Annotated in this window: 12 protein-coding genes; 11 read left to right on the top strand and 1 reads right to left on the bottom strand. The window is 71.8% G+C overall.

Going from position 1 to position 12331, the window contains the following annotated elements; translation table 11 throughout:
* Positions 1-27: 27 nt before the first annotated feature.
* The 7 genes from ACH54P_RS09680 (at position 28) to ACH54P_RS09650 (ending at position 6283) form a co-directional block, all read left to right on the top strand.
* Positions 28-720, top strand: a complete 693-nt coding sequence (locus ACH54P_RS09680) for a class I SAM-dependent methyltransferase (RefSeq protein WP_489912009.1) — start codon at positions 28-30, stop codon at positions 718-720.
* Between the two features lie 37 nt (positions 721-757).
* Positions 758-1585, top strand: coding sequence for a TylF/MycF family methyltransferase (locus ACH54P_RS09675; RefSeq protein ID WP_489912008.1), 828 nt, complete (start codon positions 758-760; stop codon positions 1583-1585).
* A gap of 70 nt (positions 1586-1655) precedes the next feature.
* A complete protein-coding gene (locus tag ACH54P_RS09670) occupies positions 1656-3029 on the top strand; it encodes a DUF6002 family protein (protein ID WP_489912007.1) in 1374 nt (457 codons plus the stop codon).
* Entirely contained in the window at positions 3026-3544 is a 519-nt protein-coding gene (locus tag ACH54P_RS09665) for a hypothetical protein (protein ID WP_489912006.1), read from the top strand. Before ACH54P_RS09670 ends, ACH54P_RS09665 begins: the two co-directional genes overlap by 4 nt.
* Positions 3541-4161, top strand: a complete 621-nt coding sequence (locus ACH54P_RS09660) for a thiamine pyrophosphate-dependent enzyme (protein ID WP_489912005.1) — start codon at positions 3541-3543, stop codon at positions 4159-4161. The genes ACH54P_RS09665 and ACH54P_RS09660 overlap by 4 nt, the downstream gene beginning before the upstream one ends.
* 25 nt (positions 4162-4186) lie before the next feature.
* Entirely contained in the window at positions 4187-5095 is a 909-nt protein-coding gene (locus ACH54P_RS09655; protein WP_489912004.1) for a GHMP family kinase ATP-binding protein, read from the top strand.
* Between the two features lie 18 nt (positions 5096-5113).
* Positions 5114-6283, top strand: a complete 1170-nt coding sequence (locus ACH54P_RS09650; RefSeq protein WP_489912003.1) for an alpha-hydroxy acid oxidase — start codon at positions 5114-5116, stop codon at positions 6281-6283.
* Positions 6284-6311: 28 nt separating this feature from the next.
* On the opposite strand, the gene ACH54P_RS09645 is transcribed toward ACH54P_RS09650, so the two are convergent.
* Positions 6312-7787, bottom strand: coding sequence for an MFS transporter (locus tag ACH54P_RS09645; RefSeq protein WP_489912002.1), 1476 nt, complete (start codon positions 7785-7787; stop codon positions 6312-6314).
* Positions 7788-7904: 117 nt separating this feature from the next.
* Here ACH54P_RS09645 and ACH54P_RS09640 point away from each other — a divergent pair, with 117 nt between their 5' ends.
* The 4 genes from ACH54P_RS09640 (at position 7905) to ACH54P_RS09625 (ending at position 12022) form a co-directional block, all read left to right on the top strand.
* Positions 7905-8780: a LysR family transcriptional regulator gene (locus ACH54P_RS09640; RefSeq protein ID WP_489912001.1), complete on the top strand. Its 876-nt coding sequence runs from the start codon at positions 7905-7907 to the stop codon at positions 8778-8780.
* 77 nt (positions 8781-8857) lie between these two features.
* Positions 8858-9751 (top strand): dTDP-4-dehydrorhamnose reductase, encoded by an 894-nt coding sequence (gene rfbD / locus ACH54P_RS09635; RefSeq protein ID WP_489916377.1) that lies wholly within the window; start codon positions 8858-8860, stop codon positions 9749-9751.
* Entirely contained in the window at positions 9748-10734 is a 987-nt protein-coding gene (rfbB, locus tag ACH54P_RS09630; protein ID WP_489912000.1) for a dTDP-glucose 4,6-dehydratase, read from the top strand. The genes rfbD and rfbB overlap by 4 nt, the downstream gene beginning before the upstream one ends.
* A 34-nt stretch (positions 10735-10768) precedes the next feature.
* Positions 10769-12022, top strand: coding sequence for a class I SAM-dependent methyltransferase (locus tag ACH54P_RS09625; protein WP_489911999.1), 1254 nt, complete (start codon positions 10769-10771; stop codon positions 12020-12022).
* Positions 12023-12331 lie beyond the last annotated feature (309 nt).

The following is a 12331-nucleotide window of genomic DNA, read 5'->3' as shown; positions in this document are numbered from 1 at the left end:
GAAATCTGTCCGAAAAGGGGCATCGAAATGAAGATCGAACCGATTCTGGGCGCCGACGCCGAAGCTTTTCACCGGATGGGCTCCCGCGCGTTCGAAAGGTACAACGAGTTCGTCGACCTGCTGGTCGGTGCGGGCATCGAAGACGGCCAGACCGTGGTCGACCTGTGCTGCGGCTCGGGGGAGCTGGAGGTCATCCTCAGTTCCCGGTACCCCGAGCTGAACCTGGTCGGGGTCGACCTCTCGGAGGACATGGTCCGCATCGCCCGGGAGTACGCCGCCGAGCAGGGCAAGGCGCTGGAGTTCCGGCACGGGGACGCGCAGTCCGTGGCCGGCATGGAGGACCTGCTCGGGAAGGCCGACCTGGTGGTCTCGCGGCACGCGTTCCACCGCCTCACCCGGCTCCCGGCGGCGTTCGACACCATGTTGCGCCTGGTCAAGCCGGGCGGGGCGATCCTCAACGTCTCCTTCCTGCACCTCAGCGACTTCGACGAACCCGGGTTCAAGACGTGGGTCCGGTTCCTGAACGAGCGGCCGTGGGACGCGGAGATGCAGAGCGTCTGGGCCCTGGCCCACTACCACGCGCCCCGGCTCGACGAGTACCGCGCGGCGCTGGCCCGGGCGGCCGAGGAGACGCCGGTGTCCGAACAGCGGATCTGGGTGGACGACGGGGGCTACGGCGTGGCCACGGTCAAGTGCTTCGCCCGTCGCGCCGCCGAATGATTCCGTAAACCTTTCGCGCCGAGAAATCTAGACCTGGATGGGAGCGGCATCTACCGTGGCTCAGGTGGCACGAACACTGTCTCAAGAAAATTCCGAAGGACCAGCGCAAAGCGCCGACGCCTCGCTGTATCTGGACCTCATGGTGAAGGTGCTGACCGGCACCGTGTACGAGGATCCCGCGCACCGGGAAAACTTTTCCCACCGCGATGCGACGTTCCGGGTGGAGGTCCGCAACGAGGGCCGCGACTGGCCGGCGAACGCGCACACGATGATCGGTGTCAAACGCCTCGAAAACATCCGGCAGTGCGTCGAGGACGTCCTCGGCAACGGGGTCCCCGGCGACCTGGCGGAAACCGGGGTGTGGCGCGGGGGAGCGTGCATCTTCATGCGGGCGATCCTGCGCGCCCACGGCGTGCGCGACCGGACGGTGTGGGTCGCCGACTCCTTCCAGGGCATCCCCGACGTCGGGGAGAACGGCCACGCCGGCGACCGGAAGATGGCGCTGCACCGGCGGAATTCGGTGCTCGCGGTGTCCGAAGAGGAGGTCCGGCGCAACTTCGCCAACTACGGCCTGCTCGACGAGCAGGTCCGGTTCCTCCCCGGCTGGTTCCGGGACACCCTGCCCGCCGCGCCGATCGACGCGCTCGCCGTCCTGCGGATGGACGGGGACCTGTACGAGTCCACTTGGGACACCCTGACCAACCTCTACCCGAAGGTGTCCGTCGGTGGCTACGTCATCGTGGACGACTACCTGATGTGCCCGCCGTGCAAGGACGCGGTGGACGAATACCGCGCGAAGTACGGCATCACCGACGAACTGGTGACGATCGACCGCGACGGCGTCTACTGGCAGCGCACCGAATAGGCCGCGGCGGCGCCGCGAACACCCGAAATGCGTTTTCGTTCACCGGAGGTGCGTGATAACCACGTCAACCATGGGAGTGGTGCACCGAGTTGCCAACTCTCTCAGCTTCTACTACAAGCATCTGCTCGTGGCCAGTGAGCGCATCGACACCACGTGGGCCAGTACCGGTTCCTGGTTCGAACCGAGCTGGCAGATTCCGGAACTCGGCCCCGAACTGGACGAGTTCTTTTCGGTGAGCGGGATCGCGGCCGGCGAACTGGGTGAATACCGGGGCCGTCGCCTGCACTTCCTCGACCTGACCGGGAACCCGGGTACCCGGACCACCAAGACGTTCGGCTCGTCGGTGATCGTGGCCCGCGCGGTGCGGCACACGGAGCTGACCGGCGAGCCGGTGCTGCTGGTGACTCCGTCGGCGGCCAACAAGGCGGTGGCGCTGCGCAACGCGGTGCTGCGCGCCTACCAGGTCGGCCTGTCGGACCCGAGCAGGCTGCGCGTGGTCACCGTGGTGCCCGCCAGTTCACTGCCCAAGCTGTGGGCCTCCGGCCTCGACGCCGATCCGGCGCTGCGGGCGGCGAACCCGATGGGCGTCTATTCCGGGCCGGAGCGCGAACACGTGAAGAAGATGACCACGGCCGCCGTCGACGCGCTGACCGCGCAGGATTCCGTCCTGCGCGGGTTCCGGGTCTGGTACACGCTGAACCCGAAGAACTACATGGTGGCCGACTTCATCCGGGCCCTGTTCGAGTACGAGTACTTCCCGCCGTCGGGCGAGCGGTGGCACACCCACGCCGTCTCGAGCGCCTACGGCTTCCTCGGTCACGACCTGGGCCGGCAGATGGCGGCCGAGGACGGCGTCCGGTTCGACGTGCCGCAGCGCTACCTGCTGGTCCAGCACCTGGAGACGCCGGACCTGGTCAGCGCCATCACCGGCATCGATGTCGCGTCCGCGGTCCGGGAGCTCTACGAGGCCGGCGATGACGGCCTGCTGACCCGGCCGGCGGACGCCGACCCCCGGTTGCCCGCGTACTGCTATTCGACCGGCGAGCGGCTGGAGCGGACCTTCTACACCCGCAACCCGCCGACGACGGACGCCGTCCGGCGGCTGGTGGCCGACCGCGGTGGCGACGGGATCGTGGTTTCCCTGCCGGAGTGCCTCAACCGGTACGCCTTCGTCCGGGACCTGCTGCGCGGCGCGGACTTCCACCGGCTGCCGGAGGACCCGCGGTGGCTGCGCGAGTGGGCCATGGTGATGTCCGCCGTCGGCGGCCTCACCGCGATCGACCGGGACCTGATCCCCGAGGGCGCCGACGTGGTCGTCCACGGCTCGGGCGCCTACTCCGAAGGCGAGTTCGACCAGATCGACCGGAGCCGGCTGGTCGAGGTGGACACGCCGGAGGACGTGCGCGCGCTCATCGGCGGAGCCATCCGGGCGGACGGCGGATGAGCACCTCGGTCGCCCGGCCGGCGCAGGACGTGGCCGGCCGGCTCGCGCGGACGCTGCTGGCCGCCCGGTCCGGGCCGTTCCTGGGCACCCCGTGCGGTGTCCTCGCCCCGCTGTACCGCGAGCTCGACGCCGCGTGCGGGGTGCGGACCATCGCGCGGGAGGACTCCGCGGTCGGGGTCGCGGCCGGCGCGGCGCTGGCCGGGCGGCAGCCGGTGGTCCTCATGCAGAACTCCGGGTTCGGCCAGTCGGTCAACGCCTTCGCGTCGCTGGTCGTGCCCTGCCGGCTCGACGTCGTCACGGTCATCAGCGTCCGGGGCATCGCCCCGGACAACACGGAGGAGAACACCGCTATGGGCACGCTCACACCGGCGATCCTGGCCGGGCTGCGCGCGGACGTCCGTTCGCTCGCCGAGGGCGCCGACCTGACCGGGGACACCGCGGCCTGGCTCGCGGCCGAGGCGGCCGGACCGCGGTTCCTGCTCATCGCGCCCGGGCTCTTCGGCTGGCGCCCGTGACGATCCGCATGCCGTCGCCGCACCCGCCGCGGACCAAGGTGGCCGCCATCGCCGAGATCATCGGCGCGGCCGGGGACACGCCGATCGTGTTCACCACCGGCTACGCCTGCCGCATCGCGAACGACGTCCAGGACCGGCCGGGGAACTTCTACATGGTCGGCTCGATGGGCCTGGCCGGCTGTGTCGCCGCGGGCGTCGCGGCCGGGCTGGCGCGGCCGGTGATCGTCGTCGACGGGGACGGCGCCCTGGCGATGAATCCCGGCGCGCTGCTGCTGGCCGCCGAGTTCGCCGCGTTGCCGCTGATCCACCTCGTGCTGGACGACGGCGCCTACAGCTCCACCGGCGCCCAGCCCACCCCGCCGGTCGGGGACATCGAGTCGTGGGCGGCGTCGCTCGGCTACGTGGTGCTGCCCGCACCGGCGGCGGGCGGGGCCGGCCCGGTGGTGGCCGGGCTGCTCGCCGGCGAGTTCACCCGGCCGCACCTGGTGCGCCTTCCGGTCGCCCCCGACGGGCAGCACGTTCCCGGCCGGATCGACGGTAGCCTGGCCGGCTACGCGGCCCGGTTCCGCGCGCACTGCCGAGGGTTGCGCGCCCGTTCCGGTCTGCCGGTCGGATAAGCGGCCGGCGGGAACGGGACGGTCGATGCACCCGGTGGAGAGCGGACGCGGACGAGCGGTCGGCACCTGCGGCGAGCTCGTCCAAGGCACGGTCGACGGCCGCGAGCTGATGGTGACCTTCCCCGTCGACTGGTACAGCGACGTCGTCGTGCGCGGCTCCTACCTGCCCGGCGTCCGGGTGTGGCCCCGCTCGAAGGTCAAGGTCCGCCGGATGTGCGATCTGCTGCTCGACCGGCTCGTCGGGGCCACTTCCGCCGACGTCGGGCTGGACGTGCTGGTCAGCTCGATGATCCCGGAGGGCCGCGGGCACGCGAGCAGCTCGGCGGACCTGACGGCGCTGTGCCGGGCGATGGCGCGGTGGCTCGGCGTCCCGCTCATCGACGACGACATCATGCGGCTGTGCTGCGAGCTGGAGCCGTCCGACGCGGTGTGCCACCCGGTCCCCACCCTGTTCGACTTCATCCGCGGCGAGGTGCTGTTGCGCTACGACGACCCGCCGCCGATGGCGGCCCTGGTCCTCGACGAGGGGGGCTCGGTCGACACCGTGACCATGCGGCGGCTGCCCTTCACCGAGGCCGAAAGCGAGCGGCTGGCCGTGGCGTTCGACCTGGCGGACCGGGGCTTCCGGCTCGGTGACCTCGCCCTGGTCGGCCAGGCCGCGCTGATCAGCGCCGAGGTCAACCAGCGGCGGGTGTACAAGCGGAACTTCGAGGTCGCCAGGAGGGTGGCGGAAGCCTGTGGCAGCTACGGGGTTTCGGTCGCCCACAGCGGGACGACCCTCGCCCTGCTGTTCGACCAGCACGAGGTCGAAGGCGTCCGCGCGGCCGCCGCGGCGCTGAGCACCGTCGCCGCCGGCTGCGAACTGTTCCTGCTCAACGCGGTCGTCCCGACGCGGCGGCCGGCACCCGATCTGACCGAACTGCCCAGTCGCTGACTTCTCCGGGGGGTGTCCGTGGGGGCGATCAGGTTCGCGCTGCCGAAGCGAACGCGGCCGATCAGCATCGCCGGTTACCGGGCGGCTGCCCGGCGGGTGCTGCCCGATCTGGTGTGGGCGTTCGTCGAGAACGGCGCCGACGACGGCGTCACGGTGGCGGCCAACCGGTCCGCGTTCACCCGCTGGTCCCTGCGTCAGCGGGTGCTGCGCAGTTCCGCCGAGCGGAAGCTGGCGGCCCGGTTCGGGAACACCGAGCTGGCGATCCCCGTGCTGGTTTCGCCCACCGGCGTCAACGGGCTGGTGCACGGGCGCGGCGAGCCGGCCACCGCGGCCGGTGCGGCCGCGGCGGGGACCCGGATCGTGCTGAGCACGGCGGCGTCCTATTCGATCGAAGAGGTCACCGAAGCGAGCCCCGCCGGGCACTGGCTCCAGGTCTACCCGTGGCGCGACCGCGAGCTCGTGGACTGGCTGCTGGACCGCGGCCGGCGAGCCGGCTGCGCGGCGCTCGTGATCACGGTCGACGCCCCGGTGTTCGGGAACCGCGAACCGGAACGGCGGCACGGCATGAGCATCCCGCCCGTGCTCACGCCCCGGCACGTGGTGGACGCCGCGCTGCACCCCCGGTGGGCGTACCGCGTCCTGCGTCACCAACGGGTGTACCCCGGCAACCTGGTCGGGATGGACGGGATGGCCGCCGACGCGCTCGCGGCGAAGGTGCGCCGGGAACGGGCGCGGGCCTGCGAGCTCACCTGGGACGACTTCGCCAGGGTCCGCGCGCGGTGGCCGGGGCCCTGCTACGTCAAGGGAATCCTGGACGCCGACGACGCGGAACGCGCGGTTTCGCTCGGCGCCGACGGGATCATCGTGTCCAACCACGGGGGCCGGCAGCTGGACGGCGCCCCGGCCACCCTGGACGCGCTGCCCGCGATCGCCGACCGGGTGGGCAGGCGCGCCACGGTGCTCCTCGACGGCGGGATCCGCCGGGGCACCGACGTCGTGAAGGCCCTGTGCCTCGGCGCGGACGCCTGCCTGATCGGCCGCCCGGCGCTGTACGGACTGGCCGTGGGCGGCCAGTCCGGGGTCGAGCACGTGCTCGGCATCCTGCGCGAGGAAATCGACCGCACCCTGGCACTCATGGGCTGCTCGGACATCGCGGACCTCGGCCGGGACTGGCTGATCCCCCGGTAGCACCGCCGGTGCCACCGGGGGACCGCGCTCAGCTGGGCCGGTCGCCGACGGCGGCCGGGGTGCCGGGCTGCTGCGCGTCCCGCCGCGGCCGCGTGAGCAGCAGGGCGACGACGGTGATCAGCAGGGTGGCCGCGATCGCCACGGCGGAGCCGAGCAGCCCGTCGGAGGCGGCGCGGAGGTAGTCGCCGCGGGAGGCGGTCAGGGAGCCGAAGTACAGCGCGCCGATGACCGCGATCCCGATCGTCGACCCGATGCGCTGCCCGGTCTGCAGGACCGCGCCGGCGGCACTGCCCTCCCGCAGCGGAACCGTCTGCAGGGCCAGCGTCAGGTTCGGGCCGATCACCAGCCCGCTGCCCACGCCGGCCAGCAGCAGCGGCCCGGCCACGAGCAGCCACACGAGCCCGCCGGCGTGCTGCCCGATCAGGGCGACCAGCCCGGCGGCGCCCAGCGCGACGGCGGCCAGGCCGATGACGACGAGCCGGCGGCCGACCCGGTGGACCACGCGCCCGGCCAGCGGCGCGCTGATCGCCGCGCCGAGCGCGGTCGGGGTGCCGACGACGCCGGCGGCCAGTGCCGAGTAGCCCAGCCCCTGCTGGAAGTACAGCGACACCACGAACGGGATGCCGACGAAGCCGACGAAGTAACCCATGCCGACGAACGCGCTGATCGCGTAGTCGCGCTGGCGCAGCATCGCGAGGTTGATCAGCCGGACCCCGCCGGTGCGCGTCCGGTGCTGCTCCCAGAGGACGAACCCGGCCAGCAGCACGGCCGACACCCCGAGCAGGTACCAGGGCACCGACGGCTGCCGCTGCTCGGCCGCGATCAGCGGCAGGATCAGCGTGGCCACCCCGGAGCCGAGCAGCACGATCCCGAGCAGGTCGAGCCGGACCCCGCGGACCGGCTGCCGGTCACGGGGGAGCCACCGCAGACCCAGGGGGAGCGCCACGGCCGCGACGGGCACGTTGACCAGGAACACCCACCGCCAGCCGGTCTCCGGGCCGGCGGCCTGGATCAGCAGACCGCCGACCAGCGGGCCGACGGCCGTCGTCGCGGCGATCATCCCGCTGTACGCCCCGGCCGCCTTGCCGAGCTCCGGGCCCCGGGCGAACAGCTGCTGCATCAGGCCGACCACCTGCGGCGTCACCAGCCCCGCGGCGAGGCCCTGCAGCAGCCGGGCGGCCACGAGCCACCAGCCGGTGGCCGCCAGCCCGCAGGCGAGGCTGCCCAGCGCGAAGACGGCCAGCCCGGCCATCAGCACGCGGCGCCGTCCGATCTGGTCGCCCAGCGCGCCCGCGGGCACCAGCACCACTCCGAAGGTCAGGGTGTAGCCGAATGCCGCCCACAGGACCTGCCCGGCCGACAGGTTGAGCCCGGCCTGCATCGTGGGGACAGCGACGTTGATGACGCTGACGTCCAGCAGCGTCACGAACCCCGCCAGCAGGCACACGGCGTAGGCGTACCAGCGCCCTGGCTGCATCGGTTCGGCGACGTCGATCTCTGGCATACCGGCCCTTCCCTCTTGGTTGTGACGTCTCCAGTCCAGCGGTCGGCACCAGTGCCGATCAATGACCGAAACGGTCATGGAACAATCACCAAAAGGAATCGATCGAGGAGGGCGGCCGTGGTGGAGGTCCGGCAGCTGCGCTACTTCGTCGCCGTCGCCGAGCACGAGCACTTCGGCCGGGCGGCCGAGTCCCTGCACATCGTCCAGGCCGCGGTGAGCAAGCAGGTCGCGCGGCTGGAACGCGAACTCGGGCTGACGTTGTTCGACCGGTCCCACCGCCGGGTCCGGCTCACCCCGGACGGCCAGGCCTTCCTGGCCCACGCCCGCCGCGCGCTGCGCGGCGTGGACCGCGCCGCCGCCGCGGCCGCCGACCTGGCCGCCGGCAACACCGGCCTGCTGCGCATCGGGAGCAGCATCGGCCTCGGCCCGCGCGTCGAGGCCGCGCTCGCCGCCGTCCGCGATGCCTACCCCGGCATCTCGCTCCAGGTGACGACGTCCGCCTCGACGACCGGTCACCTCGCCGCCCTCGTCGACCACGACCTCGACGCCGCCTTCGTGGCCGCGCCGGTGGCGACCCCCGGCGTGCGGGTGCACCACCTCTGGGACGAGCCGCTGCTCCTGGCCGTCCCCGCCGCCCGCGCCGGTACCGCCGGCGATCTCGGCACGCTCGCCGAGCTCCCGCTGGCCCGCTACGCCCGCGCGGACAGCCCCGGGACCGACAACCTGGTCACCGCCGCCTGCCGGGCGGCCGGGTTCACCCCTCGCCAGGGCCCGACCCTCACCCGGGCCCAGGACCTGCTCACCGGGCCCGTTTCCGCCGGCGACTGCTGGGCCGTGCTCCCCGCCGACCTGCTCCACCACGTCCCCGCCGCGGTCGCCCTCGTCCCGCCCGACCCGCCGATCCTCGTGCCCACCGCACTCGCGCTGCCGGATCCGGTGCGCCGGGCCGTCGTGCTCAACCTGCTCGCCGCGGCACAGCCGGGGACCGGCTAGATCGGCGCGCCCGTCGATAAACATCCACGGTCGCATTCGCCTTGACAAAAACGGCGGCCGAGCTGGAAGCTGAGCTGGTGAACCGGTGGTTAGTTACTGGTGCGGCAGGAATGCTCGGGCGGGATTTGGTAGCAATTCTACGGGGGTTGGACGAACCGGTGGTCGCTGCCACCCGGCAGGATCTCGATATCGCCGACCGCCATTCGGTCCGGGCCGTTGTCTCCCGGTGTCAGCCGACGGTGATCGTCAATTGTGCGGCGTGGACGCGGTTTCATGAAGCGGAAACCAGCGAGGCGGCGGCCTTTCTGGTCAACGGAAAAGGGGTCCGGGAGCTGGCTTCGATATGCCGCGAGCGCTCGATACGGTTGATCCACCTTTCCAGTGATTACGTTTTCGACGGCGCGAGCAACCTGCCCTACGCCGAAACCGCGGCCACCAGCCCGATCAACGCGTACGGCCGGACGAAGCTGGCCGGTGAGCGGGCGGTGCTCGAACTGCTGCCGGACGACGGGACGATCGTGCGGACCGCCTGGCTGTACGGGCGGCACGGCACGAACTTCGTCCGCAAGATGGTCCGGCTGGAACGGTCGCGCGAGACGGTGGACGTGGTCGACAACCAGTGGGGCCAGCCGACGTGGACGGTGGACCTGGTGCACCAGATCGTGGCGCTCGTCCGGAACGGCGCGTCCGGCGTGTTCCACGGGACGAGCTCGGGCGAGACCACCTGGTACGACGTGGCCCGGACGGTTTTCCGGCTGCTCGGCGCGGATCCCGGGCGGGTCCGCCCGGTGCGCAGCGACCAGCTCGACGGCGTCGGGCTGCGCCCCCGCTACACGGTGCTGGGGCACGCCGCCTGGCGCGAGGCCGGCCTGGCACCGATCCGGCACTGGGCCGCCGCCCTGACCGAGTCGTTTTCCCTGCTGGTCGAGGACGAGTTCTCCTCGAGCGAGAGAAAGAGGTACCGCGTATGAGACTTCTGGTGACGGGCGGCGCCGGCTTCATCGGCTCGGAGTTCGTCCGGGCCACCTTGCGTGGTGTTCTGCCCGGCTCATCGGGAACCCGCGTCACCGTTCTGGACAAGCTGACCTACTCCGGCAACGAGCTCAACCTGGCGCCGATCGCGGACCTGGAGAACTACCGGTTCGTGCGGGGCGACATCTGCGATCCGGGCCTGGTGGACGACGTGGTGGCCGGCCACGACGCGATCGTGCACTTCGCGGCCGAGACGCACGTGGACCGCTCGATCGACAGCGCCACTTCGTTCGTCCGCACGAACGCCGTCGGCACGCAGGTGTTGCTGGAGGCGGCTTCCCGGCACGGGCTGGGGCGGTTCGTCCACGTGTCGACCGACGAGGTGTACGGCTCGATTCCCGAAGGCGCCTGGGCCGAGGACTCCCCGGTGGCCCCGAACGCGCCGTACGCGGCGGCCAAGGCGGCGGGAGACCTGCTGGCGCTGGCCTGGCACCGGACCCGGAAGCTCGACGTCGTGGTCACCCGGTGCACCAACAACTACGGCCCGTACCAGTACCCGGAAAAGCTGATCCCGCTGTTCACGACGAACCTCCTGGACGGCAAGCAGGTCCCGGTCTACGGCGACGGCCACCACCGCCGCCAGTGGCTGCACGTGTCCGACCACTGCCACGCCATCCAGCTGGTGCTGCTCGGCGGCCGGGCGGGGGAGGTCTACCACATCGGCGGCGGCACCGAGCTGACCAACCTCGAGCTGACCGAACACATCCTCGCGGCCTGCGGCGCCGGCTGGGACATGGTGCAGCACGTCCCGGACCGGCTGGGGCACGATCTGCGCTATTCGCTGGACACCACCAAGATCCGCACGGAACTCGGGTTTTCCCCTTCCGTCGCGTTCGCCGACGGGCTGGCGGAGGCGGTGGCGTGGTACCGCGAGCACCGGGGCTGGTGGGAACCGCTCAAAGACAAGGAATCAGCCGCCTGAGACCGGCGGATCGCGTCCCGTGAGGGGGAATGAAATGCAGGACATCGTGCGGCCCATCGCCGAATGCCGGGTGTGCGGGCACAACGACTGGCTCGACGTGATTTCGTTCGGCTCGACCCCGCTGGTCGGGAACCTGCTGAACGCGGAGGACGACCCGGCGGGCGAGCCCCGGTTCCCGCTGGACGTCGTCGTGTGCCGGAAGTGCTGGCTGATGACACTGCGCCACGTCATCGAACCGGACGTCCTTTTCGGACACTACCTCTACGTCGCCTCGGACGCGGGCTCGATCATCGACCACGTGCGCCGGCTCGTCGACCTCTGCGTCGAGCGGATCGGCCTGACCGGCGACAACCTCGTCGTGGAGTTCGGCAGCAACACCGGCGCGCACCTGGAGCTGTTCCAGAAGGCCGGCACCCGGGTGGTCGGCGTCGATCCGGCGCGCAACCTCGCCGAAATCGCCAACGAGCGCGGCATCGAAACGATCGCCTCCGGCTTCACCGCCGAAGCCGGCCGGAAGATCGCGGCCGAACACGGCCCGGCGCGCCTGGTGTTCGGGCGCCAGTGCTTCGCCCACATCCCCGACATCCACGAAGTCCTCAACGGCGTCTCCGCGGTGCTGGCCCCGGACGGCCTGTTCTTCGTGGAAGTGCCCTACCTGGTGGAACTGCTCGCGAACAACCAGTTCGACACGATCTTCCACGAGCACCTTTCCTACTTCTCGCTCGCCGCGCTGTGCACGCTGTTCGAGTCGCACGGCCTGCGCGTCGTGGACGTGCACACGGCCGAGGTCCACGGCGGCTCGATCGTGGTCTTCGCCGCCCCGTCGACCGCCGGTTACGAGGTGCGGCCCGCGGTGGCCGAGATGCTCGCGGAAGAGCGGCGCCAGGGCATCGCCGAGGAGCGGACGTACCGGGAGTTCGCCGAGCGCACGGAACGGGTGCGCACCGAGATCCGCGACCTGGTGCGCGGCCTGGTGGCCGAGGGCAAGACGGTGGCGGGCTACGGCGCGCCGACGAAGGGCAGCGCCCTGCTGGACGCCTGCGGGCTGGGGCACGAGGAGATCCGCTTCTGCAGCGACACGACGACCCTGAAGCAGGGGAAGGTCTTCCCCGGGTCCAGGATCCCGATCTGGTCGCCGGAGCAGGCGAGCGAGCAGGTGCCGGACTACTACCTGCTGCTGGCCTGGAACTACGCGCCGGAGATCATCAGGAAGGAGAAGTCCTTCTTGGACAACGGCGGCCGGTTCATCGTTCCGATCCCCGAGCCGCGGGTGATCTCGGGGTCGTAGGTCCGGCACAGGGCGGCGCCTGCCGAGGAGCGGACCCCGCCCCCGTTTCCAGCCTGGCGGCGGGGTCCGACGCACCCGGCTTCGGCGAAGCCGCGAGCGGCAGCTCGAAACCCGGCCGGCGCCGGGTTCCGCACCGCCCCGGAGCCGCTCTGGCCCGCGGCCGTCTCCGGGGCGGCCGGTACCGAGCCGCCCCGGCGCGGCCGTCGAGCCGGGCGCTCCCCGTGGGCCCGGCGTGTCGCCGGGGAAGACGCGCGGACTGTCCCCGATCGGGTGGTTCCCGGCCGGATGCCGGGCCGTCGCGCGGGGTGG

Source organism: Amycolatopsis sp. N2S4-7, assembly GCF_058119595.1.
The sequence above is the reverse complement of the archived record's forward strand: the minus strand, read 5'-3'. Positions and strand labels throughout refer to the sequence as shown.

Excerpts from the sequence above, each read along its gene's own strand:
- ACH54P_RS09680 (WP_489912009.1), top strand. The coding sequence starts at position 28 with ATGAAGATCGAACCGATTCTGGGCGCCGACGCCGAAGCTTTTCACCGG.
- ACH54P_RS09675 (WP_489912008.1), top strand. The coding sequence starts at position 758 with ATGGGAGCGGCATCTACCGTGGCTCAGGTGGCACGAACACTGTCTCAA.
- ACH54P_RS09670 (WP_489912007.1), top strand. The coding sequence starts at position 1,656 with ATGGGAGTGGTGCACCGAGTTGCCAACTCTCTCAGCTTCTACTACAAG.
- ACH54P_RS09665 (WP_489912006.1), top strand. The coding sequence starts at position 3,026 with ATGAGCACCTCGGTCGCCCGGCCGGCGCAGGACGTGGCCGGCCGGCTC.
- ACH54P_RS09655 (WP_489912004.1), top strand. The coding sequence starts at position 4,187 with ATGCACCCGGTGGAGAGCGGACGCGGACGAGCGGTCGGCACCTGCGGC.
- ACH54P_RS09645 (WP_489912002.1), bottom strand. The coding sequence starts at position 7,787 with ATGCCAGAGATCGACGTCGCCGAACCGATGCAGCCAGGGCGCTGGTAC.
- rfbB (WP_489912000.1), top strand. The coding sequence starts at position 9,748 with ATGAGACTTCTGGTGACGGGCGGCGCCGGCTTCATCGGCTCGGAGTTC.
- ACH54P_RS09625 (WP_489911999.1), top strand. The coding sequence starts at position 10,769 with ATGCAGGACATCGTGCGGCCCATCGCCGAATGCCGGGTGTGCGGGCAC.